The 22707-nt window shown below is 65.2% G+C and carries 21 protein-coding genes; 17 read left to right on the forward strand and 4 right to left on the reverse strand.

Translation table 11 applies throughout. The features are described 5' to 3' along the window. The first annotated feature begins 13 nt into the window (after nt 1–13). From ASE30_RS14235 to ASE30_RS14295, 13 genes are all read left to right on the forward strand, one after another. Complete coding sequence (locus ASE30_RS14235) at nt 14–1843, forward strand: bifunctional aspartate transaminase/aspartate 4-decarboxylase (protein ID WP_057284943.1); 1830 nt, start codon at nt 14–16, stop codon at nt 1841–1843. A gap of 24 nt (nt 1844–1867) precedes the next feature. Then, entirely contained in the window at nt 1868–3568 is a 1701-nt protein-coding gene (gene aspT, locus ASE30_RS14240; protein WP_057284944.1) for an aspartate-alanine antiporter, read from the forward strand. A 104-nt stretch (nt 3569–3672) separates the two neighbouring features. After that, complete coding sequence (locus ASE30_RS14245; RefSeq protein WP_057284945.1) at nt 3673–5499, forward strand: acyl-CoA dehydrogenase; 1827 nt, start codon at nt 3673–3675, stop codon at nt 5497–5499. 153 nt (nt 5500–5652) lie between these two features. Continuing rightward, nucleotides 5653–6294, forward strand: a complete 642-nt coding sequence (locus tag ASE30_RS14250) for a peroxiredoxin (protein ID WP_057284946.1) — start codon at nt 5653–5655, stop codon at nt 6292–6294. 212 nt (nt 6295–6506) lie between these two features. After that, nucleotides 6507–7535: a sulfate ABC transporter substrate-binding protein gene (locus ASE30_RS14255; protein ID WP_057284947.1), complete on the forward strand. Its 1029-nt coding sequence runs from the start codon at nt 6507–6509 to the stop codon at nt 7533–7535. Nucleotides 7536–7559: 24 nt separating this feature from the next. Beyond that, nucleotides 7560–8450 (forward strand): sulfate ABC transporter permease subunit CysT, encoded by an 891-nt coding sequence (gene cysT / locus ASE30_RS14260; RefSeq protein ID WP_057284948.1) that lies wholly within the window; start codon nt 7560–7562, stop codon nt 8448–8450. Further along, a complete protein-coding gene (gene cysW / locus ASE30_RS14265) occupies nt 8447–9346 on the forward strand; it encodes a sulfate ABC transporter permease subunit CysW (protein ID WP_057284949.1) in 900 nt (299 codons plus the stop codon). The genes cysT and cysW overlap by 4 nt, the downstream gene beginning before the upstream one ends. A gap of 22 nt (nt 9347–9368) precedes the next feature. After that, a complete protein-coding gene (locus ASE30_RS14270) occupies nt 9369–10433 on the forward strand; it encodes a sulfate/molybdate ABC transporter ATP-binding protein (protein ID WP_057284950.1) in 1065 nt (354 codons plus the stop codon). Beyond that, nucleotides 10430–11173 (forward strand): phosphoadenylyl-sulfate reductase, encoded by a 744-nt coding sequence (locus ASE30_RS14275; RefSeq protein WP_057284951.1) that lies wholly within the window; start codon nt 10430–10432, stop codon nt 11171–11173. The genes ASE30_RS14270 and ASE30_RS14275 overlap by 4 nt, the downstream gene beginning before the upstream one ends. Before the next feature lie 40 nt (nt 11174–11213). Next, nucleotides 11214–12122, forward strand: coding sequence for a sulfate adenylyltransferase subunit CysD (cysD, locus tag ASE30_RS14280; protein ID WP_057284952.1), 909 nt, complete (start codon nt 11214–11216; stop codon nt 12120–12122). A 41-nt stretch (nt 12123–12163) separates the two neighbouring features. Further along, the gene (locus ASE30_RS14285; protein ID WP_057284953.1) at nt 12164–13462 is read left to right on the forward strand and encodes a sulfate adenylyltransferase subunit 1; all 1299 of its coding nucleotides are present in this window, start codon (nt 12164–12166) and stop codon (nt 13460–13462) included. Nucleotides 13463–13674: 212 nt separating this feature from the next. Then, nucleotides 13675–15057, forward strand: coding sequence for a PA0069 family radical SAM protein (locus tag ASE30_RS14290; RefSeq protein ID WP_057284954.1), 1383 nt, complete (start codon nt 13675–13677; stop codon nt 15055–15057). 76 nt (nt 15058–15133) lie between these two features. After that, nucleotides 15134–15586: a hypothetical protein gene (locus ASE30_RS14295; RefSeq protein ID WP_057284955.1), complete on the forward strand. Its 453-nt coding sequence runs from the start codon at nt 15134–15136 to the stop codon at nt 15584–15586. 48 nt (nt 15587–15634) lie between these two features. Here ASE30_RS14295 and ASE30_RS14300 read toward each other — a convergent pair whose 3' ends face one another. Then, nucleotides 15635–16507, reverse strand: coding sequence for a DMT family transporter (locus tag ASE30_RS14300; RefSeq protein WP_057284956.1), 873 nt, complete (start codon nt 16505–16507; stop codon nt 15635–15637). Between the two features lie 342 nt (nt 16508–16849). Here ASE30_RS14300 and rplS point away from each other — a divergent pair, with 342 nt between their 5' ends. Next, complete coding sequence (rplS, locus tag ASE30_RS14305; protein ID WP_057284957.1) at nt 16850–17230, forward strand: 50S ribosomal protein L19; 381 nt, start codon at nt 16850–16852, stop codon at nt 17228–17230. 123 nt (nt 17231–17353) lie between these two features. Further along, complete coding sequence (locus tag ASE30_RS14310) at nt 17354–18085, forward strand: CoA pyrophosphatase (RefSeq protein WP_057284958.1); 732 nt, start codon at nt 17354–17356, stop codon at nt 18083–18085. Nucleotides 18086–18166: 81 nt separating this feature from the next. On the opposite strand, the gene rsgA is transcribed toward ASE30_RS14310, so the two are convergent. Next, nucleotides 18167–19057, reverse strand: a complete 891-nt coding sequence (gene rsgA, locus ASE30_RS14315; protein ID WP_057284959.1) for a ribosome small subunit-dependent GTPase A — start codon at nt 19055–19057, stop codon at nt 18167–18169. A 68-nt stretch (nt 19058–19125) separates the two neighbouring features. After that, nucleotides 19126–20376, reverse strand: coding sequence for a M48 family metallopeptidase (locus tag ASE30_RS14320; RefSeq protein ID WP_057284960.1), 1251 nt, complete (start codon nt 20374–20376; stop codon nt 19126–19128). A gap of 61 nt (nt 20377–20437) precedes the next feature. Between ASE30_RS14320 and orn the strand changes: the two genes are divergently transcribed. Together orn and ASE30_RS14330 are read left to right on the forward strand one after the other, a co-directional pair. Next, nucleotides 20438–20983 (forward strand): oligoribonuclease, encoded by a 546-nt coding sequence (gene orn, locus ASE30_RS14325; RefSeq protein WP_057284961.1) that lies wholly within the window; start codon nt 20438–20440, stop codon nt 20981–20983. 38 nt (nt 20984–21021) lie between these two features. Beyond that, nucleotides 21022–21651 carry an NAD(P)H-hydrate epimerase gene (locus ASE30_RS14330; RefSeq protein ID WP_057284962.1) on the forward strand — a complete coding sequence of 210 codons (630 nt, stop codon included), beginning with the start codon at nt 21022–21024 and terminating at the stop codon, nt 21649–21651. 12 nt (nt 21652–21663) lie between these two features. Here ASE30_RS14330 and paaX read toward each other — a convergent pair whose 3' ends face one another. Then, the gene (paaX, locus tag ASE30_RS14335) at nt 21664–22593 is read right to left on the reverse strand and encodes a phenylacetic acid degradation operon negative regulatory protein PaaX (RefSeq protein WP_057284963.1); all 930 of its coding nucleotides are present in this window, start codon (nt 22591–22593) and stop codon (nt 21664–21666) included. Between the last annotated feature and the right edge of the window lie 114 nt (nt 22594–22707).

The raw sequence follows: 22707 nt of genomic DNA on the forward strand, positions 1-22707 counted from the left end.
GGAGTATTGAAATATGGCTTCCACCACGCCTCTCACCGTCAGTCTGGCCTCGGCCTTGAAAACCACCCGGTCGCATCAGCGCGACCTGGAACAGCTATCGCCGTTCGAGCTGAAGGACTACCTGATCACACTGGCCAAGGACAGTCAGCAGTCCGCCACGGCGACCATGCTGAACGCGGGCCGCGGCAATCCGAATTGGATCGCCACCGAGCCGCGGGACGCCTTCTTTCTGCTGGGCCGGTTTGCCATGAAAGAGGCGCGCCGCGTACGCGACGATGGCATTCTGGCCGGCATGCCGGCAAAGAAGGGATGCGCCGACCGCTTGCGCAAGTTTCTCTCGAAGAACAAGGGCGAAGACGGCTACGACTTCCTGGCCGGCGTGTTGGAGTACGGCGTGAAGGTCAAGGCCTTCGACCCCGACGAGTGGATCCACGAATTGACCGACAGCATCATCGGCGACCACTATCCCGTGCCGCCGCGCGCGCTGGTGCATACCGAACAGATCATCCATGACTACCTGGTCAAGGAAATGTGCGACGGCCGTCCGCCCAGGGGCAAGTTCGACCTGTTTCCGGTCGAGGGCGGCACGGCGGCCATGTGCTACATCTTCGACTCGCTGCTGCAGAACGGCCTGCTGAAGCAGGGCGACACCATCGCGCTGTTCCTGCCGACCTTCACGCCTTACATCGAGATCGCGCATCTGGAGCGCTTCCAGTTCAAGATTGTCGCGATCAATGCCAGCAGCATGCGCGCCGACGGTACGCACGATTGGCACTATCCGGCCTCCGAAATCGCCAAGCTCGAGAATCCGAAGATCAAGCTGGCGGTCACGGTGAACCCCAGCAACCCGCCGTCCGTGGCATTCAACCCCGTGGAGATGAAGCAGATCGTGCGCCTGATCCGCAAGAATCCGGATCTGGTGCTGGTGACGGACGACGTGTACGGCACCTTCGTGCCGAACTTCCGTTCGCTGATGGCCGAAGTGCCGAACAACACGATCTGCGTGTATTCGTTTTCGAAGAATTTCGGCTGCACCGGCTGGCGCCTGGGCGTGATCGCGATTCACGAGAAAAACACGATGGACCGCCGCATCGCCGAGCTGCCCGCATCGTGGAAGAGTCGCCTGAACAAGCGCTATGGCGCCGTGACCATGGAGCCCGAAAAGCTCAAGTTCATCGACCGCATGGTCGCCGACAGCCGCAACGTGGCCTTGAATCATACGGCGGGCCTGTCGCTGCCGCAGCAGGTGCAGATGGGCTTCTTCGCGCTGTCCCATTTGCTGGACCTGAAGGACGCCTACAAGCATCTGACCATGGAGATCGTGCGAGGCCGTCGCGATGCACTCTGGCGCGGGCTGGGCATCCCGATGCCGCCGGAAGATCCGATGCGGGGCTGGTACTACGTGGAACTGGACTTCATGGTGTGGGCCAAGATCACGTATGGCGACGCCTTCTGCAAGTACATGACCGCCAATTATGAGCCGGTGGACTTCCTGTTCCGCCTGGCTGAAAAGTCGGGCGTGGTGTTGATGGATGGCGGCGGCTTCGGCGGTCCGCCGTGGTCTATCCGCATTTCGCTGGCCAATCTGGACGACGCCGACTATTCCAAGATCGGCAAGTACATGATCGAATCGGCGACCGAGTACGTCGAGGCCTGGAAGGCCGGCGAACTGGTGCGGTCGGGCCCGACGGCCGGCAAGGGCCAGACGGTCAAGGCCGCCGGGGCCAAGCGTGCCGCCACCGGCAAGACCGCGGGCAAGACCGCCGCCAAGAAGGCCGTGAAGAAGGCCGTGAAGAAGGCGGACACGGCGGCCAAATCCGCCAAGAAAGCCGCGGCGAAATAGGCAGCCACAGGGCGATATGACTTCATGACATGCTCCGTCGGGTTTTTCAATAGCGTCCCCATCGCGGTTTTGTTCGTCACGGTGGGATTGGGATACCTGATAGGCAAGCTGAAGGTCGGGCCGATCCAGCTCGGCGGGGTGTGCGGAACGCTCATCGTCGCCCTGCTGATCGGCCAGACGGGCTGCCAGATGCAGGGCGACCTGAAAGAGGTCGCGTTTGCCCTGTTCATCTTCGCCATGGGTTATTCGGGCGGTCCGCAGTTCTTCGCCAACCTCAACCGGTCCAGCCTGCGCTATATGGTGCTGCCGATCATCGAGGCCGCGCTGGTGCTGGCTATCGTGCTGACGGCGGTGCCGCTGTTCGGCCTGGATGCCGGCACGGCCGCTGGCCTGGCCGCGGGCGCGGCGACGGAATCCGCCGTGGTGGGCACGGCGGCCGAGGCGCTCAAGCACCTGGGATTGCCGGAGGCCGAAGTGCAGCGCATGGAAGCCAACATCGCCACGGCCTACACGCTGACCTATCTGGTGGGACTGATCAGCATCGTGTTCTTCACCAGTCAGGTGGCCCCGGCGCTCTTGCGCATCAATCTGCGCGAGGCGTCCAGGGCGCTGGAGGAAAAGCTGGGCGTGCCTCCGGGCGAGGGCGGCGAGTCCAATCTTCCGTCTCTGCCCAGGCTGGTGGGCCGCGCCCACGTCGTCAAGGATGTAGACGGCAAGACCGTGGCGGAGGTCGAGGCGCTGCTGGGCGGCCGCACGGCGATCAGCCGCATCCTGCGCAACGGCGAGGCGGTCGACGCCGCGCCGGAAGGCAGGCTGGCGATCGGTGACGTGGTGGTGGTGCTGGGCCTGCGCCGCTTCGCGCTGCGCGCCGGCTCGGTGATCGGCCCCGAGATCCAGTTGCCCGAGGCACATGCCGATGATCTCCAGCTCAGCGAGCGGGCCGTGGTGGTCAACAAAAAGGCAGTCAATGGGTACACGGTGGGCGAACTGGCCAAACGGCCCAATGCCCGCCGCGCCCGCGGCGTTTTTCTGCAGTCCATTGTCAGGTCCGGCCACGAGCTGCCGCTGACGCCCGCGACGGTGGTCCAGTACGGCGACCTGGTGACGCTGGTAGGCGCCGAACCGGAGCTGTCCGAGGCCGGAGCGGCGCTTGGCAGCGAATTGCGCCGCAGCGGCGTGACCGACCTGGTGTTCCTGGCGTTTGGCATCCTGGCCGGCCTGATGATCGGCAGCCTGAGCGCAAGGTTGTGGGGCATCCCGGTCTCGCTGGGCAGCGGCGGCGGGGCGCTGGTGAGCGGTCTGGTCTGCGGCTGGATCAATGCCAAGCGGCCGGCGATCGGGCACATGCCCGGCCATGCGGTGCAATTGCTGAAGGACCTTGGGCTCGCGGTCTTCGTCGCCTGCGTGGGCCTGTCGGCGGGCCCCGACGCCATTTCCCTGATCCGCCAGCACGGCGCGGTGCTGCCCGTGATCGGGCTGCTGGTATCGCTGGGGCCAGCCTGCCTGTCGCTGTGGGTGGGGCACAAGCTGCTGAAGATCGAAGGCCCGCTGCTGGTGGGCGCCATCGCGGGCCAGCACGTCAGCACCCCCGCCATCAGCGCCATCCTGACGGCCAGCGGCAGTTCCGTGCCGCTGCTGGGATACACGGTGACCTATGCGATCGCCAATGTGCTGCTGCCGGTGCTCGGGCCGATCATCGTGTCCTTGGCGTACCATCTGAGCTAGCGCTCCGCCGGCGGCAAGCCGGACGGGGCCCCTCAAGCGTAGACAGAAAACGCATTGGACCGGGAACGCCACGCGCCCCGCCGTCCGCCGCACCCGGAGACACCATGCCCTATGTAACCCCGTTGCAGGACTTCCGCTTCGCCCTGACCGAGCTCGCCGGACTGGACGACGTCCTGAAACTGCCCGGCTTCGAGGACGTGACGCCCGACCTGGTTGACGCGATCCTGCAGGAAAACGGCCGTTTCGTGGAGCAGGCCGTGGCGCCGCTGAATGTGCCCGGCGATACACACCCCCCTGTCTGGACCGATGGCCGTGTCGCCGCCACGCCGGGCTTCGCCCAGGGGTTCAAGGATTACGCGGCGGGCGGCTGGCAGGGGCTGCAGCATCCTCAGGCCTGGGGCGGGCAGGGACTGCCCAAGCTGGTGGCCGCCGCGCCGGGCGAGAACATCCAGGCGGCCAGCCTGGCGTTCTCCTTGTGTCCCATGCTGACCGACGGCGTGATCGAGGCACTCCTTACGGTAGGCTCGGACGCGCAGCGCAAGCAGTATGTGCCGAACCTGATTGGCGGCAAATGGACGGGCACCATGAACCTGACCGAGCCGCAGGCAGGTTCGGACCTGGCTCAGGTCGCCACGCGCGCAATCAGGCAGGACGACGGCAGCTATCGGCTGCATGGTCAGAAAATATTCATCACCTACGGCGAGCATGACCTGGCGGAAAACATCATCCACCTGGTGCTGGCCCGCACGCCGGACGCACCGGCGGGCGTGAAGGGCATATCGCTATTCATCGTGCCCAAGTTCCTGCTCGAACCCGATGGCGGTTTGGGCAAGCGCAACGATGTCTGGTGCGCATCGCTCGAGCACAAACTGGGCATACACGGCAGCCCGACCGCGGAGCTGCTGTACGGGGCAGGCAAAGGCGAGGTGGGCGAGGGCGCCGTCGGCTATCTGGTGGGCGAGCTGAACCGCGGTCTGGAGTACATGTTCATCATGATGAACGCCGCCCGCTATTCGGTGGGGCAGCAGGGGATCGGAGTATCCGAACGGGCCTACCAGCACGCGCTGGCGTATGCGCGCGAACGGGTGCAGGGGCGGGCGGTGGAGGGATCGGCCGGGCCGGTCGCCATTGCGCGCCATCCCGACGTGCAGCGCATGCTCATGACGATGAAGGCCTTGACCGAGGCCGCGCGCGCCGTGTCCTACGTGACGGCCGCCGCACATGACAAGGGCACCCACCACCCCGATCCGGAGCAGCGCGCGCGCAACCGCGCGTTCTATGAATACATGGTGCCCATCGTCAAGGGCTATTCCACGGAGTCGGCCGTGGAGGTCGCGTCCCTGGGCATCCAGGTGCACGGCGGCATGGGCTACATCGAGGAAGCCGGGGCGGCACAGTTCTATCGGGATGCCCGCATCCTGCCCATCTACGAAGGCACCACGGCGATCCAGGCCAATGACCTGGTCAGCCGCAAGACGCAGCGCGATGGCGGGGCTACCGCCTACGCCGCCATCGCGGCGATGCGCGAGACGCTGCGCGCGGTCGAGTCCGAGTCGTCGCGGGCGGCGGCGCCGGAACGCGACGCCCTGCGCCTGTTGCGCGACAACCTCGACGGCGCCATCCAGGCGTACGAGGCGGGCGTGGGCTTCATCCTGGAGCAGTCGGCCGCGAACATCCGGGCGGTCTACTCCAGCAGCGTGCCTTACCTGATGCTGGCCGGCGTGGTCCATGGCGGCTGGCAGATGGCGCGCGCCGTGCTGGTGTGCCGCCGCAAGCTGGCGGCGGGCGTCACCGATCCGTTCTATCGCGAGAAGGCCGCGACAGGGTTGTTCTATGCGGCGCATATCCTGCCGCGCGCATTGTCCTTGTCCGCCGCCGTGCGCGCGGGAGTCGTCGCGGAGGCCTGCGGGGCCGCTTCGAATATTGCATAAGGTTATATGACTTGCGTATTTCCTCCGCTAAAGGTTTGATGGAAGAATCGTTTCATACGGGGTACGCTCCCCCAAGAAACGCTGCCCTGCGCTGCCCGCCCATGATGGTAGGGCAGTCAGCCCCCAACACCTGATCCGCACACAGGAGACACCATGAGTCAACTACGCCTGGGCGATACCGCCCCTGATTTCGAACAGGAATCCTCGGCCGGCCCGATCCGCTTCCATGAGTATCTGGGCAATAGCTGGGGAGTGCTGTTCTCGCATCCGGCCGATTTCACGCCCGTCTGCACGACGGAACTGGGTTACACAGCCAAGCTGGCCGACGATTTCGCCAAGCGCAACGTGAAGGTTCTGGCCCTGTCCGTGGATGGCGCCGATTCGCACACCAAGTGGATCGAGGACATCAACGACACGCAGTCGACGAAGGTCAACTTCCCGATCCTGGCCGACAAGGACCGCAAGGTATCCGAGCTCTACGACATGATCCACCCCAACGCCAGCGCCACGGCGACCGTGCGTTCGGTGTTCATCATCGATCCGAACAAGAAGGTGCGCCTGACCATCACGTACCCGGCCAGCACCGGCCGCAACTTCAACGAAATCCTGCGCGTCATCGATTCCCTGCAATTGACCGACAGCCACAGCGTGGCCACGCCCGTCAACTGGGAAGACGGCGACGACGTGATCATTGTTCCGTCCCTGCAGGACGAAGCGGTGATCAAGGAGAAGTTCCCCAAGGGCTACAAGGCTGTGCGCCCGTACCTGCGCATTACGCCGCAGCCGAATAAGTAAATTCAAAAATGAGGGGTCGCCCCTCATTGCACCGACGGCCTTCGGGCCCTTATCGCCGCCGCCTTTCCCATAGGGGAACGCGGCGGTTTTCCATTGTTGGGACGGCGATCCTATATGCCTGAGAGCGATGAGCAATCAAAAAATGATTCGTTCCGTTCAGAATGGCCTGCCCGCAAACTTGCTTCCACATTACCGAACACAGGGAGCAAGGGATGTCTTTCAGGAAAGCCGGTTGGCTGGCCGCCTTGGCCGCAGTGACAGTTTCACTTGCCGCGATTTCGCCGGCGCAAGCCCAGCAGAAGCAAACGCTGCTGAACGTGTCCTACGATCCGACGCGCGAGCTGTACCGCGCCATCGATGACGCCTTCGTCAAGCAGTACAAGGAAAAGGCGAACGTCGACCTGACGATCCGCCAGTCGCACGGCGGCTCCGGGCGCCAGGCGCGTTCGGTCATCGACGGGCTGGAAGCCGATGTGGTGACCCTGGCGCTCGCCTACGACATCGACGCCATCGCCGACCGCGGCCTCTTGCCCGAAAACTGGCAGGCGCGCCTGCCGCAGAACAGCTCGCCCTACACGTCCACCATCGTGTTCCTGGTGCGCAAGGGCAACCCCAAGCAGATCAAGGACTGGGACGATCTTATCAAGGATGGCGTGCAGGTCATCACGCCGAATCCCAAGACCTCGGGCGGCGCCCGCTGGAACTACCTGGCCGCATGGGCCTATGCGCTGGAAAAGAACGGCGGCAGCGAAGACAAGGCGCGCGCCTTCGTCGGTGATCTGCTGAAGCATGTGCCGGTGCTGGATACCGGGGCGCGCGGATCCACCACGACCTTCGTGGAGCGCGGCGTGGGCGACGTCCTGCTGGCCTGGGAAAACGAGGCCTTCCTGGCGCTCGAGGAGCTGGGCCCGGACAAGTTCGATATCGTGGTGCCGTCGCTGTCCATCCTGGCGGAACCGCCCGTGGCCATCGTCGACAAGATCGTGGACAAGAAGGGGACGCGCGACGCCGCGCAGGCCTACCTGGAATTCCTGTACACGCCTGCTGCGCAGGAAATCATCGCGAAGAACTACTACCGGCCCCTGGACAAGACGGTTGCCGCCAAGTACGAGGCCAAGTTCCCCAAGGTCAAGCTCGTCACCATCGACGACAAGATCTTCGGCGGCTGGCGCAAGGCGCAGAAGGACCACTTCAGCGACGGCGGCACCTTCGACCAGATCTACCTGCCGCAGAAGAAATAATCGGACAACGATCGGACGACGGCCATGACTACCGCCTCGAACCCGACGGCAAACGGCGCGCAAGCGCCTTTCGCCGTTCGGCGCAATAGCCCGGGCGTGCTGCCCGGATTCGGCATTTCCATGGGCTACGCGGTGTTCTACCTCAGCGTGCTCGTGCTGATTCCCCTGGCTGCCTTGCCCATCAAGAGCGCGGGCCTGGGATGGCAGGGATTCTGGGACGCCGTGACGGCGCCGCGGGTGCTGGCGTCCTATCAACTGACGTTTGGCGCATCGTTCATCGCGGCGCTGGTGAACCTGGTGTTCGGCACTGTCGTCGCCTGGGTGCTGGTGCGATACCGCTTTCCCGGCAAGAAGATCCTGGACGCGCTGGTCGATCTGCCGTTCGCGCTTCCCACTGCGGTGGCCGGCATCGCGCTGACCGCCCTGTACTCACAGAAGGGCTGGCTGGGCGGGCCCTTGTCGGAATGGTTCGGATTGAAGGTCGCCTTCACGCCGCTGGGCATCGTGATCGCGCTGATCTTCATCGGGGTGCCCTTCGTGGTGCGCACCGTGCAGCCGGTGCTTGAAGACGTGGAGCGCGAAATCGAGGAGGCCGCGGCCAGCCTCGGCGCGGACCGCTGGCAGACCATCCGCAGGGTGGTCCTGCCGACTATCCTGCCCGCCCTGATGACGGGCTTTGCGCTTGCGTTCGCCCGCGCGGTGGGCGAATACGGATCGGTGGTGTTCATCGCCGGGAACATGCCCATGGTGTCCGAGATCACGCCGCTCCTGATCATTTCCAAGCTGGAGCAGTTCGACTATGCCGGCGCGGCCGCCATCGCGACCGTGATGCTGGGCCTGTCGTTCGTGCTGCTGCTGATCATCAACCTGTTGCAGGGCTGGCAGGCGCGCCGCGGCCTGGGGAGGCTGTCATGAGCGCATCGGACCGTCCCGCTCACCTGACCGAGCCGCGCTGGGTGCGCGGCGTGCTGCTGTTCGTGGCGTTGGCATTCCTGACGCTCTTTCTGCTGGTGCCGCTGGCGGCGGTGTTCGCCGAGGCCTTCCGGAAGGGGTGGCAGCTATACCTGGACGCGATTGTCGAGCCCGACGCGCTGGCGGCCATCCGCCTGACGCTGCTGGTCGCGGCGATCGCCTTGCCGGTGAACCTGGTGTTCGGCGTCGCCGCCGCCTGGGCCATCACCAAGTTCCAGTTCCGCGGCAAGCAGTTCCTGATCACGCTGATCGACCTGCCTTTTTCGGTGTCGCCCGTCGTGGCCGGCCTGGTGTTCGTGCTGCTGTTCGGCACCCAAGGCTGGTTCGGCGGCTGGCTGCAAGCCCACGACATCAAGATTGTCTATGCCGTGCCGGGGATCATCCTGGCGACGCTGTTCGTCACTTTTCCCTTCGTGGCGCGCGAGCTCATTCCGCTGATGCAGGCGCAGGGCAGCGAGGAAGAGCAGGCCGCGCTGACCCTGGGCGCCAGCGGCTGGCAGATCTTCTGGCGGGTGACCTTGCCCAACATCAAATGGGGCCTGCTGTATGGGGCCATCCTGTGCAATGCGCGGGCCATGGGCGAGTTCGGCGCGGTGTCGGTGGTGTCCGGACAGATCCGGGGTCTGACCAACACGATGACCCTGCATGTGGAGATTCTCTACAACGAATACCAATATTCCGCGGCGTTCGCCGTCGCCTCGCTGCTGGCCCTGCTGGCGCTGGTGACCCTGGTGGCGAAGAACGTGGTCGAGTGGCGCAATGCGCGCCTGATGCAGGACGCCGACCAGCCGGTCGAGTATCCCGGCCCTGCGGTGGCCATCAAGCCGGCAGTCGCCTGACGCGACCGGCAAGGAGACAGGCATGAGTATCGAAGTTCGCAATCTATCCAAGCGGTTCGGACAGTTCCGCGCGCTCAACGACGTGTCGCTGCACATTGAAACTGGCGAGCTGGTGGCGCTGCTGGGGCCGTCGGGCTGCGGCAAGACGACGCTGCTGCGCATCATCGCCGGGCTGGAGGCGGCCGATTCCGGCAGCGTGCTGTTCGCGGGCGAAGACGCCACGTCCGTGGATGTCCGCCAGCGCCAGGTCGGGTTCGTGTTCCAGCACTATGCGCTGTTCAAGCACATGACGGTGTTCGAGAACGTGGCCTTCGGCCTGCGCGTCAAGCATCGTTCGCAGCGTCCGTCCGAAGACCAGATCAAGCGCAAGGTGCACGACCTGCTGGGCCTGGTGCAACTGGACTGGCTGGCGGACCGCTATCCGGCGCAGTTGTCGGGCGGGCAGCGCCAGCGCATCGCCCTGGCGCGCGCGCTGGCCGTCGAGCCGCGGGTGCTGCTGCTGGACGAGCCCTTTGGCGCGCTGGACGCCAAGGTGCGCAAGGAACTGCGCCGCTGGCTGCGCCGGCTGCACGACGAGCTGAACGTGGCCAGCGTGTTCGTCACGCACGACCAGGAAGAAGCGCTGGAAGTGTCCGACCGCGTGGTGCTGATGAACGCGGGCCGGATCGAGCAGGTGGGCACGCCGCGCGAGGTGTGGGAAGGGCCGGCCACGCCTTTCGTCTACGGATTCCTGGGCGACGTGAACCAGTTGCAGGGCGTGGCGTCGCGCGGCGTATGGGAAGGCGCCGGCCTGTCGCTGCCAGCGCCCGAACTGGAGCAGGCCGACGCCCAGCGCGCCACCGCCTATGTGCGGCCGCACGAATTCGAGATCGAACGCTATCGCGCGGATGCCGATGGCATTGCGGTGCGGCTGTCGCACGCCTACCTGGCCGGGCCCAGCGCCTACCTGGAACTTGCTCGCGAGGATTCGGACGCGCTGATAGAGGCCGAAGTGCCGGAGCTTCTGTATCGGGAACTCAACCTGCGCGACGGCGAAATTCTTCTGGCGCGGCCCCGGCGGGCGCGCATCTTCGCGGTGCAACCATGACGTCGGCCGATCTTTCCGTGGAACTCGACGCCGCCCTGGCGGAGCGCTGGCGCGAGCTGGCGGCGCGCCTGGCGGATATCCAGCGGCGCTATCCGGACGCGGCGCTGGCGTCGTCGCTGGCGGCCGAGGACATGGTGCTGACGCACGCCATCTATGACGCGGACCTGGAACTCGAGGTGTTCACACTGGATACGGGCCGGCTGCATGCCGAGACGCTGGGCGTGCTGGACGCGGTGCGCGAACGCTATGGGCGCGAGGTCACGGTGTACCGGCCCGTTGCGGCCGCGGTGGACCAGCATGTGGCCGCGCATGGCGCTTTCGCCTTTTACGAAAGCGTGGAACTGCGCAAAGCCTGTTGCCAGATCCGCAAGGTCGAGCCGCTCAGGCGCGCGCTGTCGGGCCGCGGCGCCTGGCTCACCGGACAGCGGCGCGCGCAGTCCACCACCCGGGGCGAATTGCCGCTGGAAGAAGACGACGGCACGTTCGGTCTCTACAAGTTCAACCCGCTGGCCGAGTGGAGCGAAGACGACGTCTGGTCGGTCATCCGCGCGCTGGGCATTCCGTACAACCCGCTGCATGACCAGGGCTACCCGTCGATCGGCTGCGAACCCTGTACGCGCGCGATCCGCCCGGGCGAAGACCTGAGGGCCGGGCGCTGGTGGTGGGAGTCGTCGGACTCCAAGGAATGCGGCCTGCATGCGGGCAACCGGGTCATCAGTACCGTGGCGCGCGGCGATTGACGCCGGCCATGAATTCGAAATCTGTTTTAGGGGAATACCTATGTCTGCTGTGATCCAACGCAGCCACCTGGATTGGCTGGAATCGGAAGCGATATTCATCCTGCGCGAAGTGGCCGCCGAAAGCGAAAAACCCGTGCTGCTGTTCTCGGGCGGCAAGGACTCCGTGGTGCTGCTGCGCCTGGCCGAGAAAGCCTTCCGGCCGGGCCGCTTTCCGTTCCCGTTGATGCACATCGACACCGGGCACAACTTCGACGAAGTGATCGCCTTCCGCGACGCACGCGCGGCCGAGCTGGGCGAAACCCTGATCGTGCGCAGCGTCGAAGACTCGATCAGCCGCGGCAGCGTCGTCCTGCGGCGCGAGACCGATTCGCGCAATGCGGCGCAGGCCGTAACCCTGCTGGAGGCGATCGAGGAATTCGGCTTCGACGCCTGCATCGGCGGCGCCCGGCGCGACGAGGAAAAGGCGCGCGCCAAGGAACGCATCTTTTCGTTCCGCGACGAATTCGGCCAGTGGGACCCCAAGGCCCAGCGGCCCGAGTTGTGGAATCTGTTCAACACCCGCGTGCATCGCGGCGAGAACATGCGCGTGTTCCCGATCTCGAACTGGACCGAGCTGGATGTCTGGCAATACATCCAGCGCGAGCAGCTTGCGCTGCCGCCGATCTACTACACCCATGAGCGCGAGGTGGTGCGCCGCAAGGGCCTGCTGGTGCCGGTCACGCGGCTGACGCCGCCGCAGGAGGGCGAACAGGTCGAACGCCTGTCCGTGCGGTTCCGCACCGTGGGCGATATCTCCTGCACCTGCCCGGTGGCGTCAGATGCCGCCGACACCATGGCCATCATCGCCGAAACCGCGGTGACCGACATCACCGAGCGCGGCGCCACGCGCATGGACGACCAGACTTCCGAGGCCTCGATGGAGCGCCGCAAGAAGGAAGGCTATTTCTGAATGCACGATGCGCCGGCTCATGCCGGCGTCTGGGGACTCTTATGAACGCACTGAACGATTCCTTTCTTACCGGCGCCGACACTGGCGTGCTGCGCCTGATCACGGCGGGTTCCGTCGATGACGGCAAGTCCACCCTGATCGGTCGCCTGCTCTATGACAGCAAAGGCGTGTTCGCCGACCAGCTCGATGCGATTTCACGTGCCAAGCACAAGCGGGTCGCGGGCGACGGCATCGATTTTTCCTTGCTGACGGACGGGCTGGAAGCCGAGCGGGAGCAGGGCATCACCATTGACGTGGCCTACCGCTATTTCTCTACGCCCGCGCGCAAGTTCATCATCGCCGACGCGCCCGGCCACGAGCAGTACACGCGCAACATGGTGACGGGCGCATCGACCGCCGATGTCGCCGTCATCCTGATCGACGCGACGCGCGCGGCCGACGGCAAGCTGCTGCCGCAGACCAAGCGGCACAGCACCATCGCGCGCCTGCTGGGCATACGCCATATCGTGGTCGCCGTGAACAAGATGGATTTGGTGGACTGGGACCGTGCCGTGTTCGAGCGCATCCGCGATGCCTATGCGGATCTGGCGGCCAAGCTGGGCATCGCGCATTTCGATGCGCTGCCGCTGTCGGCGCTCAACGGCGACAACGTCGTCTCGCTGTCGCCGCAGACGCCGTGGTACCAGGGGCCGCCCTTGCTGGCCCTGCTTGAATCGCTGGATCTGGCGGCAGACGGCCACGCCTTGCCATTGCGCTTTCCGGTGCAGTGGGTGGCGCGTCACGACGGTAATCGCAAAGAGGATTTCCGGGGCTATGCGGGCCGCGTCGCCAGCGGCGTGCTGCGTCCCGGCGACGAGATCACGGTGCAGCCGTCCGGCGTGACGGCGGTGGTGCGCGAGTTGCGCGCCTTCGACCGCGCGCTGGATGAAGCCGTGGCCGGAGATTCGATCACGCTGGTGCTGGACCGCGATGTGGACGTGTCGCGCGGCGACGTGATCGTGCACGCGTCCGCGCCCGCGCAAGTGTCGCGCGAGTTCGAAGCCGAACTGTGCTGGCTGGATTCGCAGGCCCTGAATCCGGCGCGCAAGTATCTGCTGAAGTCGGGCACGCGCTTGACGTCGGCCAAGATACGCGCGGTGCTGTCGCATCGCGACATCCACGAACTGCAGGAAGTGGAGAACACGGACGGCACCTTGCGCATGAACGATATCGGACGCGTGTCGTTCACCACGCGCGAGGCGCTGGCGGTCGACCGGTATGACGATGTGCCCGCGACGGGCGCCTTCATTCTGATCGACGAGGCCACGCACCAGACCGCGGCGGCGGGGATGCTGCGCTGAAGGAAAAAGAGGCTGGAAAACAACGGCGCCTGGCCCGGATTTTTGGTGTTGTATTTCTTCCAAAGCCAATGCTGGCAAGGGTTTCCGGGGCATATCGCCAGGTGAAAACGATTTGTTCCGCCCTTGTCTTCGTCTTGCGGTAAAGTTGGGTTGTCTTACGAAAAGTTGTTTGGTGCTTGTCAAAACCACTGTGTTTTTGTACAGTAGTTTTCATGGCACGCACCGATCATTCTTTTCCCGCCGGTTCTGGGTCCCCGGCTGCCGCCCCCGCCGCCTTGCGCGGTCGGGGTGCGGTTACTAATGTTCGGCATCGCTTTCAACGCGACGACCGCGTCCAGGTCGACGACGGCTGGTCCTCGTCTGGCTTGCCCGCTGATTTCGTGGATTCCGTCCCCGATAATTCCTCGGACTTCCCGCGGACTGACGCCACCGTCATCCCCATCCTGCCCGACACCCGGTGCGCGCCGCCCGCCCCCAAGACCACGGTCACGGCGGAAGAAGCGCGCAAGATGCTGTCGCGCAATGATTCCCCCGATATCCCCTTCGACGTGGCGGTCAATCCCTACCGCGGATGCGAGCACGGTTGCGTGTATTGCTACGCCCGGCCCACGCATTCCTATCTGGGCTACTCCCCAGGGCTCGACTTCGAGACCCGGTTGGTGGCCAAGGCCAACGCCGTCCAGGCCCTGCGCGCCGAACTCAGCCGGCCGGGCTACAAGCCGTCGCCCATCAATATCGGATCGGCCACGGACGCCTACCAGCCCATCGAGCGCGACTGGCGCCTCACGCGCGGCCTGCTCGAACTCATGCTGGAAACCCGGCATCCCGTCACCATCGTCACGAAGAACGCGCTGGTCGCCCGCGACCTGGACCTGCTGGCAGCCTTGGCCGAACAGAATCTGGTGGTGGTCTACATCAGCATCACGACGCTGGACGCCGGCATGGCGCGCACGCTCGAGCCCCGTGCCGCCGCGCCGTGGCGCCGCCTGGAGGCCGTGCGCAGCCTGACCGACGCCGGCGTGCCGGTGGGCGTGTTGGTGGCGCCCGTCATCCCCTTCATCAACGACGAATCGATGGAACACATTCTCCAGGAGTCCAAGGCGGCGGGGGCGCATTACGCCAGCTATACCGTCCTGCGCCTGCCCTGGGAGGTCAAGACCCTGTTCGAGGACTGGCTTCACGCGCATTACCCCGACCGCGCCCAGCGCGTGCTGCATCGTATCGAAGACCTGCGCAACGGCCGCCGCAACGACCCGAATTTCGGCTCTCGCATGCGCGGCACCGGCATCTGGGCGGACCTGCTGCGCCAGCGATTCGCCGTGGCAACCCGCAAGCTGGGCCTCAACCGCCACCGGCTGGCGCTGGATTGCGACCGTTTCCAGCCCCCGTCGGGCCCGGGCGCCTCCTCGCCCCTGTTCGACGCCGGGGCCACCAGTTCCGGCCCGGCTTCTTCCGATTTCCTATCCCCGGTTGGCGCGCAAGCGTCTTCAGGGGTCCCTTTTCCTGCTGGTTTGCCCGCGGTCAGCGGTGCATACGGGCGCGGCGCGCGGCAGCTTCGCGCCGTGGCCGCCGGCCAGTTGTCATTGTTCGATTGACCGCAGGCTGCTGTCGCCTCGGGCGCATGCCATGGCGTTTCGCCACGGCGTTGGAACGTTTATCCAAGGAGTTCCCATGAACACCGCTGATTTTTCCGTCTTGTCGGATGAGCTTGTCGTTTCGCTGAACCCGCTGCGCCGCGGCGCGCATCGCGTCCGCGCTTTTTGCGCCAGGCTGACAGGTGTGGCCATGCCCTGGAACGCATCCGCGGCAGGCATTCCTTCCCGGCAGCGCGTGCGTTCGGCCACCAAGCCTGCCCGTTGGCCGTTCCCGCCCGCTCCCGTCGAAGAAGACGCGCTGGTGGGCAATACCGTGGTCGCCCCGGCGGTTCCGCTGGCCTTGCCGGTTGCGGCGCCGGTCTCGCCCGCCGCGCCGGCCGTCCGTAACCACAGCCTGGGCGATGCCACCGTTGAACCGATATCGAATCAGGTCACGATGAAGATGATGGTGACGGACGTGTTGCTGGTGCTGGCGTGGGGCGCAATGATCCCCGGCCTGATGTGGCTGGGTGTCGCCGGCGGCTTCTAGGCGGTTGATGGCCAGGCGCGTACCGGCAACGCCCGGGGCCGAAAGCCGTCAGCTCGATCCCAACAGGATCACGCCGGCCAGAATGGCCAGGCAGCCGGCCAGCCTGCCGGGTCCCACCTTTTCACGCAGCAGGAACATCCCCGCCAGGGTTCCCAGCATCATGGACATCTCGCGCGCAGGCGCGACCAGGCTGAGCGGAGCGCCATTGCGCAAGGCGTACAGCACCAGGATGTAACCCAGCGGCGACAAGAACCCCACCGCCAGCGCCAGGTGCCAGTGCCCGCGCATCGATTCCCAGGCCTGGGCGCGGCGGTGCAGCATGTGCGGGGTCATCATCGTGGTGCGCGTGACGCAGGTAAACCAGTCGAACAGCACCGGGCTGATCAGCAGCACCTTTACCCCGTAGGCGTCCACGACCGTATAGGCGGCGATGAACAGCCCGATCACCACGCCCCAGCGCACGCCCACCCAGGCCTGCGCATGCTTGAAGATGGCCAGCCGACCCTGCGTGGCGATCAGCAATACGCCTATCACCACGCACAGCATGCCGATAATGCCGGTGCCCGTGGCGGGTTCGCCCAGCAACAGGAATGCGCCCGTGGTGGACAGCAGGGGGCCGGTGCCGCGCGCAATGGGATAGACGACGGACAGGTCGGCCACCTGATAACCGCGCTGCAGGCACAGGCTGTAGCCCAGATGCAACAGGCTGGACGTCAAAATTGCGCCGACCACCGGCCAGGTCCACGTCATGCCGTCGTGCATCAGCACCCAGATCACCCAGGGGGCGTAGAGCACCGAAGCGCACAGGCCATAGGCAAAGACGAATGGCGCGCCCACCATGGCCGCCCGCTTGGCGAGCAGATTCCACGTTGCGTGGGCCATCGCCGCCAGGACGACCAATATCAGGGACGAGTACGACATGGTGGGAACAGCGTCAGATGACGTGTTTGTGACAGGAAAGGCGAAGCGTACCGCAAAGCCTGCGGCGGGGGCCCATGTTACCGGAGCCTCGGCCCAATTTTTGGTGTAGAATCAGCGGTTTGCCAAATCTCATCCTCTGCTTGCGGCACGAGCATCGCATGAACGTCCGACGGACTAATTGCATGCACACGCGAATTGCTTGATGTGACCCAGCTTGATTTGACCCAGCTTGATGTGACCCATCTTGATGGGACTCACCAGGATGTGGCCCATCGGGTCCGCGTGAAAACATCGAACGGCAAAAGTTTTAGTCCGCAAAGACATGATGATCTAGGAGTTCTAATGAACCTTATCGCTATCCTGGAACAGGAAGAAATTGCCCGTCTGACCGGCGGTCAAGCCAAGCCTGAATTTGCTCCTGGTGACACCGTCATCGTGAGCGTGAACGTCGTTGAAGGCACCCGCAAGCGCGTGCAGGCTTTCGAAGGCGTTGTCATCGCCAAGCGCAACCGCGGCCTGAACTCCGCGTTCACCGTGCGCAAGATTTCGTCGGGTGAAGCCGTGGAACGTACGTTCCAGCTGTACTCGCCGCAAATCGCCGGCATCGAAGTCAAGCGCCGCGGCGACGTGCGCCGCGCCAAGCTGTACTACCTGCGCTTCCGCTCGGGCAAGTCGGCGCGTATCAAGGAAAAGCTGGTCAGCAAGCAAGCCTCGGCGGCTTGATCGCTTATCGGTACACGGCCCTGCCTGTGTCGGACGCTCACGCCAACCCGCGTTTCCGTCCGGTACAGGTTTCCGGGTTAAAAAGGCACCTGCAAGGGTGCCTTTTTCTTTTCGAAAAGCCGCATGTCTGATTCCTCGTCTTCCGCACGGCCCCGACGGCCGCTGGCGCGCCCGGGCTTTGATCCGGCGACGCAACCCTGGGTGGTGGCCAACAAGTCCCTGCCGGCTGTGCCCTCCAGCCTGCTCACCCCGGATTCCCTGCGGGGCACGCTAAGCCAGCCGTCCACCTGGACGCTGGAACTTTCGCGCGACAACGACTTGCGCTATCCGGGACGCGAGGGTACGCCCGTGCCCGCCGCGGTGCTGATTCCGCTGGTGACGCGAGACGATGGCGTCCATATCATGCTGACCCAGCGCGCCGCGCATCTGCATGACCATGCGGGCCAGATCAGCTTTCCGGGCGGACGCATCGAGACGAGCGATTCCACCCCCGTCGCCGCGGCCTTGCGCGAGGCACAGGAAGAGACGGGTTTGCCGTCCAACCATGTGGAAGTGCTGGGCAGCATGCCGCCTTACCTGACCGCAACGGGGTTTTCGATCGTTCCCGTCGTGTCACTGGTGCGCCCGGGCTTTCAGTTGGCGCCCGATGCGTTCGAGGTGGCCGAGGTGTTCGAGGTGCCGCTGTCGTTCCTGATGGACCCCGCCAATCATCGCCTGTATGAAGCCAGGCTGGACGATGGCCGGGTGCGCCAGTATTACGGCATGCCTTATGGCAAGCATTTCATCTGGGGCGCCACCGCCGGCATGCTGCGCAATCTCTATCATCTGCTGCGTCACGGTTTCGCCCCGCGCTGATCAAGCCGATCGCTGGCGACGCGCACGCCTTGAAGGAAAACGGCCCCGGTAGGGGCCGTTTCCGTATGCGCTGGCGCAAGGTCAGTAGCGCTGCTGGCCCGCCAGGTTTTCTTCCAGGATGCGTTCGTACAGGGCATACCGCGCCGGATCGATTCTGCCCGCCTGCAACGCGGCAACCACGCCGCATCCCGGCTCATGCCGGTGCGAGCAGTTGTAGAAGCGGCATTCTTCGATGGGCTGCGTGAATTCCGGAAAGCCGCGGATGATGTCTTCGCGGGTCAGGTGCTGCAGACCAAAGGCCTGGAACCCGGGCGAATCGATCAGATCGCCGCCCGGATCGGGCAGGTGATAGAGCCGCGTGCTGGTCGTGGTGTGCTTGCCCATGTCCAGCGCGGTCGAGTGTTCACGCGTGGCGGCGGCGGCGCCGGGCACCAGCACGTTGAGCAAGGTGGACTTGCCCATGCCGCTCTGGCCCAGCAACAGGCTGGTGCGTCCGGCCAGGCGCGGCGCCAGCAGGGTCTGGACTTTTTCGGGTTCCAGCGCGCTCAGTTCGATCACGTCCACGCCCAACGCGGCGATGGGTGCCAGGCGCGCGCGCGCGGCCGGCAGCTCATCCTCAAGGTCAGTCTTGTTCAGGATGATCAGCGGCGAAATGCCCACGCTCCAGGCGCCCGCGAGCGCGCGGCCGGTCAGATCGTCCGAAAAGGTCGGCCGCACGGCGATCACGATCAGCAACTGGTCCACATTGGACGCAAACTGCTTGGAGCGCATTTCGTCGGAACGGAACAGGAGGTTGGTGCGCGGCAGGATGGCATCGATGGCGCCTTCGTCCTTGCCCTGGGGCGTGATCCGCACGCGGTCGCCCACGGCGGCGCCGGCCTTTTTGCCTCGGGGAAAGCACTTGCGCAATGCGCCGTCCGCAAGCTCCACGGTGTAGTGGCGCCCATGCGCGGCGATGATGCGGCCTTCCATGGGTTCGCGCCTGGGCAAGCCTTCGTAGGGGTCGGCGGGCGGTGAAGTCCGGGTAGTGCGCGGCGCGCTCATGCGGCGGGCGCCATCAGGTGGCGGATGCGCACGGCGGCGGGGGGGTGGCTGTCGTAGAAGGCGGAATGCACAGGGTCTGGAGTTAGCGTTGCGGCGTTGTCGTCGTAGAGTTTGACCAGCGCGGATACCAGGCGCTCGGGCGAACTCTGCTCGGCCGCGTAACGGTCCGCTTCGAATTCGTCGCGGCGCGAGTACCAACTGGCCAAGGGCGTGAACATGAAAGTGAATACGGGAATGACCAGGAAGAACAGCAGCAGGGCCATGGCGTCGTTGCGTCCGCCCAGTTGCGGCAGCACGCCCAGGCCCACGTAGAACCACGGCTGCTGGGCCACCCATCCCAAGATGGCGAAGAATACCAGCGCCGCGCCAAAGCTGAAGACAATGCGCTTGATGATGTGGCGCTTGGCGAAATGGCCCAGTTCATGCGCCAGCACCGCTTCGATCTCATCGGCGTTCAGGCGAGCCAGCAAGGTGTCGAAGAATACGATGCGGCGCGAACGGCCGAAGCCCGTGAAGTAGGCATTTCCATGGGCGGAGCGGCGCGATCCGTCCATCACGAACAAGCCGTTCAAGGCAAAGCCGCAGCGTTGCGCCAGGCGCTGGATGCGACCGGCCAGTTCGGGGTCGGACAGCGGCGTGAACTTGTTGAAGAGGGGGGCGATGAACATCGGGTAGATGACCAGCAGCGCCAGATTGAATGCCGTCCACAGCGCCCAGGCCCAGACCCACCAGTAGGCGCCCGCGCTGCCCATCAGCCAGAGCACCGCCGCGGCCAGGGGCAGGCCCAGCACCGCCGCGACCAGCAGGCCCTTTACGGCGTCGGCGACGAACAGTCCGGGCGTCATGCGGTTGAATCCGAAGCGCGCTTCCAGTTTGAACTGCCGCCACAGCGTGAAGGGCAGGCCCAGCAGGCCCAGCACCAGCGCCACCGCCACCAGCAACAGCATCTGGCGCAGGAAGTCGTTGCTGGTAAGCTGGCTTACCAGCAGGTCGATGAATTGAAGTCCGCCCATCAGGGTCAGGCATACCAGCAGGATGGCGTCATAGGTGCGCTCGAGCATGCCCAGCTTGACCCGAGCCACCGTGTAGTCCGCCGCGCGCTGATGGCTGGCCAGGCCGATGCGATGGGAAAATTCCGACGGCACCTGGTCGCGATTGCGGGCGACATGGCGGATCTGGCGCGAGGCCAGCCACATGCGCACGGCGATATCGGTCAGCAGAAAGGCAACGAACAGCAGTGTGAACATGGGCGATGCGGTTTGCTCAAGAAGGGATGTGCGAAAATCGCGTGTTTTATAGGCAAATTATATGGCTGCGAACGAAAACCGCCTGATCTGGCTGGACATGGAAATGACCGGGCTGGACCCCGAGAAAGAACGCATCATCGAAGTCGCCGTCGTGGTGACCGAGCCTGATCTTACGGTCGTGGCCGAGGGGCCGGTCATTGTGGTGCACCAGTCCGACAGCCTGCTCGCCGCCATGGACAACTGGAACAAGTCCACCCACGGCAAGAGTGGCCTGATCGACAAGGTCAAGGCATCCACCGTGTCCGAGGCGCAGGCAGAGGATACGCTGTTGGCGTTCCTGGCGCAGCATGTGCCTGCGGGGAAGTCGCCGATGTGCGGCAACACGATCAGCCAGGACCGCCGCTTCATGTTTGCTTACATGCCGCGCCTGGAGCAGTTCTTCCATTACCGCAACCTGGACGTCAGCACGCTGAAGGAATTGGCGCGCCGCTGGGCGCCTGCCGTGTACAAGGGATTCGAGAAAAAGAGCCGCCACGAAGCGCTGGCCGACATCTACGAGTCCATCGAAGAGCTCAAGTACTACCGCGAGCACTTCCTGAAGGTGTGACCTCTTCCGTCACCGATTGATCAGGTGCCTGTACGTCCATGCAGTCTTATTCCGTTGCCGCCATCCGCCATGCCGAACGGCTCGCCCTGAAGGAGGGGCGGGCGCTGATGCCGCTGGCCGGCGCGGCGGCCGCCCGGTACGCCGCCGAGCGCATCCCGCCAGGCACGCGCGTGCTGGCGCTGGCTGGCCCGGGCAACAATGGCGGCGATGCCATGGAGGCAGCCGCCGGGCTGCATGCCCGGGGTTTTGAGACGTGCGTGTTGTTGCCGGCGGATCCCGCCAAGCTTCCCCCCGATGCCGCGCGCGCCCATGCGGGCTGGCTTGCCTCGGGCGGGATCGTCCGTGCGGCGCTGGCCGGGGACGAAGCGCCCGGCCTGGTCATCGACGGCCTGTTCGGCATAGGCTTGAACAGGCCGCTGGAACCCCATTGGCAGGCACTGGTCGATGCCGTGAACCGCTGGCGGGTGCCGGTGCTGGCGCTGGACGTGCCCAGCGGAATCGATGCCGATACCGGCGCCGCGCTGGGCAGGCCGGTCCGGGCCCGTTGGACACTTTCGTTCATTGCGCCCGCCAATGGCGTGGCGCTGCCAGGCCCCGGGCGCGATGCCGCGGGCGAACTGCACGTGGACACCTTGGGCGTGGCCATGCCCGGCAGCGCTGCGCTTTAGTGTGAACGGATCCTAGCGCGGCCGCCCGCCGAAGCGCGATTCCACGTCCGCCGCCAACGGCGCGTAGCGCTCATTGTCCTGGCCGGCCACGGCGTCCAGATGCGTTTCGGACGCATCGAAAATCTTCCAATAGATGCGCCCGCACAGTTCGCGCGCGGCGTGGCCGGGCCAGTCGCCGGGCAGCATGGGCCCGGGCAGTTGGGGGTCGTGCAGCACGATCCGGCGCCAGTTGTGCAGCAGCATGACCCGGGCCGTGAAAGCCTCTGCCGGGGCGGGTGCGTCTTCCAGCAGCTTTTCCAGCGGGCCGAAATTCCTGGAGAACTGCCGGTATTGTTCTGCCACGTCGTCCAGGTTCCAGCATTGCGAGGCGAGGCTGGCGATCGGCAGGCCGCCCGCGCCGGCCAGGTCGCGGGCCGACAGCACCAGCGCCCGGTCAGGAATGCCCAGCTTGTCCAGGATGTCGTGCGCGGCGCGCGCCTCGGTGTGCGGGTGCGCGAACAGGCCCGGCGCGATCATGCCAAACCCTTCCCACACCAGCTCGCGGCGCAGCTCGCCGCGTTCGGCCAGGCCGTTGCCGGTACGCGGCAGCGCCACCAGCGTCCATTCCCCGTTCCATTCCTTTGCCGCGCCTTCATAGATGCGCTGCGAGGCGTGGGAGGTATGGCGCGCGCCTTGCTCTGAAATCAGATACAGGCTGCGCCGGCCATGCCGTTCCGATTGCAGCCAGTTCTGCGCCACCAGGCGGAACACGCTGGTGCGCAGCAGGCGTTCATTGATCCCCAGGGGGGCCAGCAACTCGATCAGGCTGCCTAGCCAGATAGCGCCGCCGTGCGGAGCCAGCGCATCGCCCAGCACGCTGACGCATAGCGATTTTGCTCGGGGCGGATCGCTTTTCAACAAGCGGGACAGAGAGCGGTCGAGGGGCGACTGAGGGTTTGCCATAAGGGGGCCGCAAGGGGGCCAGTATCGGGATCCTCAACATGATACATAAATCCAATGTGATACAGATTTGAGTTTGACAATGATTTTTTTGTATTAAATAATCCTCCTATGACA

It is taken from the genome of Achromobacter sp. Root83, assembly GCF_001428845.1.
Lineage (GTDB): Bacteria > Pseudomonadota > Gammaproteobacteria > Burkholderiales > Burkholderiaceae_B > Achromobacter.

Bases quoted from the DNA above. Each gene is read 5' to 3' on its own strand.
- ASE30_RS14270 (WP_057284950.1), top strand. From the start codon at position 9,369: ATGAGTATCGAAGTTCGCAATCTATCCAAGCGGTTCGGACAGTTCCGC.
- ASE30_RS14285 (WP_057284953.1), top strand. From the start codon at position 12,164: ATGAACGCACTGAACGATTCCTTTCTTACCGGCGCCGACACTGGCGTG.
- ASE30_RS14300 (WP_057284956.1), bottom strand. From the start codon at position 16,507: ATGTCGTACTCGTCCCTGATATTGGTCGTCCTGGCGGCGATGGCCCAC.
- ASE30_RS14290 (WP_057284954.1), top strand. From the start codon at position 13,675: ATGGCACGCACCGATCATTCTTTTCCCGCCGGTTCTGGGTCCCCGGCT.
- ASE30_RS14245 (WP_057284945.1), top strand. From the start codon at position 3,673: ATGCCCTATGTAACCCCGTTGCAGGACTTCCGCTTCGCCCTGACCGAG.
- ASE30_RS14330 (WP_057284962.1), top strand. From the start codon at position 21,022: ATGCAGTCTTATTCCGTTGCCGCCATCCGCCATGCCGAACGGCTCGCC.
- rplS (WP_057284957.1), top strand. From the start codon at position 16,850: ATGAACCTTATCGCTATCCTGGAACAGGAAGAAATTGCCCGTCTGACC.
- ASE30_RS14320 (WP_057284960.1), bottom strand. From the start codon at position 20,376: ATGTTCACACTGCTGTTCGTTGCCTTTCTGCTGACCGATATCGCCGTG.
- ASE30_RS14235 (WP_057284943.1), top strand. From the start codon at position 14: ATGGCTTCCACCACGCCTCTCACCGTCAGTCTGGCCTCGGCCTTGAAA.
- cysD (WP_057284952.1), top strand. From the start codon at position 11,214: ATGTCTGCTGTGATCCAACGCAGCCACCTGGATTGGCTGGAATCGGAA.
- ASE30_RS14295 (WP_057284955.1), top strand. From the start codon at position 15,134: ATGAACACCGCTGATTTTTCCGTCTTGTCGGATGAGCTTGTCGTTTCG.
- cysW (WP_057284949.1), top strand. From the start codon at position 8,447: ATGAGCGCATCGGACCGTCCCGCTCACCTGACCGAGCCGCGCTGGGTG.
- ASE30_RS14255 (WP_057284947.1), top strand. From the start codon at position 6,507: ATGTCTTTCAGGAAAGCCGGTTGGCTGGCCGCCTTGGCCGCAGTGACA.
- aspT (WP_057284944.1), top strand. From the start codon at position 1,868: ATGACATGCTCCGTCGGGTTTTTCAATAGCGTCCCCATCGCGGTTTTG.
- ASE30_RS14310 (WP_057284958.1), top strand. From the start codon at position 17,354: ATGTCTGATTCCTCGTCTTCCGCACGGCCCCGACGGCCGCTGGCGCGC.
- ASE30_RS14250 (WP_057284946.1), top strand. From the start codon at position 5,653: ATGAGTCAACTACGCCTGGGCGATACCGCCCCTGATTTCGAACAGGAA.
- ASE30_RS14275 (WP_057284951.1), top strand. From the start codon at position 10,430: ATGACGTCGGCCGATCTTTCCGTGGAACTCGACGCCGCCCTGGCGGAG.
- orn (WP_057284961.1), top strand. From the start codon at position 20,438: ATGGCTGCGAACGAAAACCGCCTGATCTGGCTGGACATGGAAATGACC.
- cysT (WP_057284948.1), top strand. From the start codon at position 7,560: ATGACTACCGCCTCGAACCCGACGGCAAACGGCGCGCAAGCGCCTTTC.
- paaX (WP_057284963.1), bottom strand. From the start codon at position 22,593: ATGGCAAACCCTCAGTCGCCCCTCGACCGCTCTCTGTCCCGCTTGTTG.
- rsgA (WP_057284959.1), bottom strand. From the start codon at position 19,057: ATGGAAGGCCGCATCATCGCCGCGCATGGGCGCCACTACACCGTGGAG.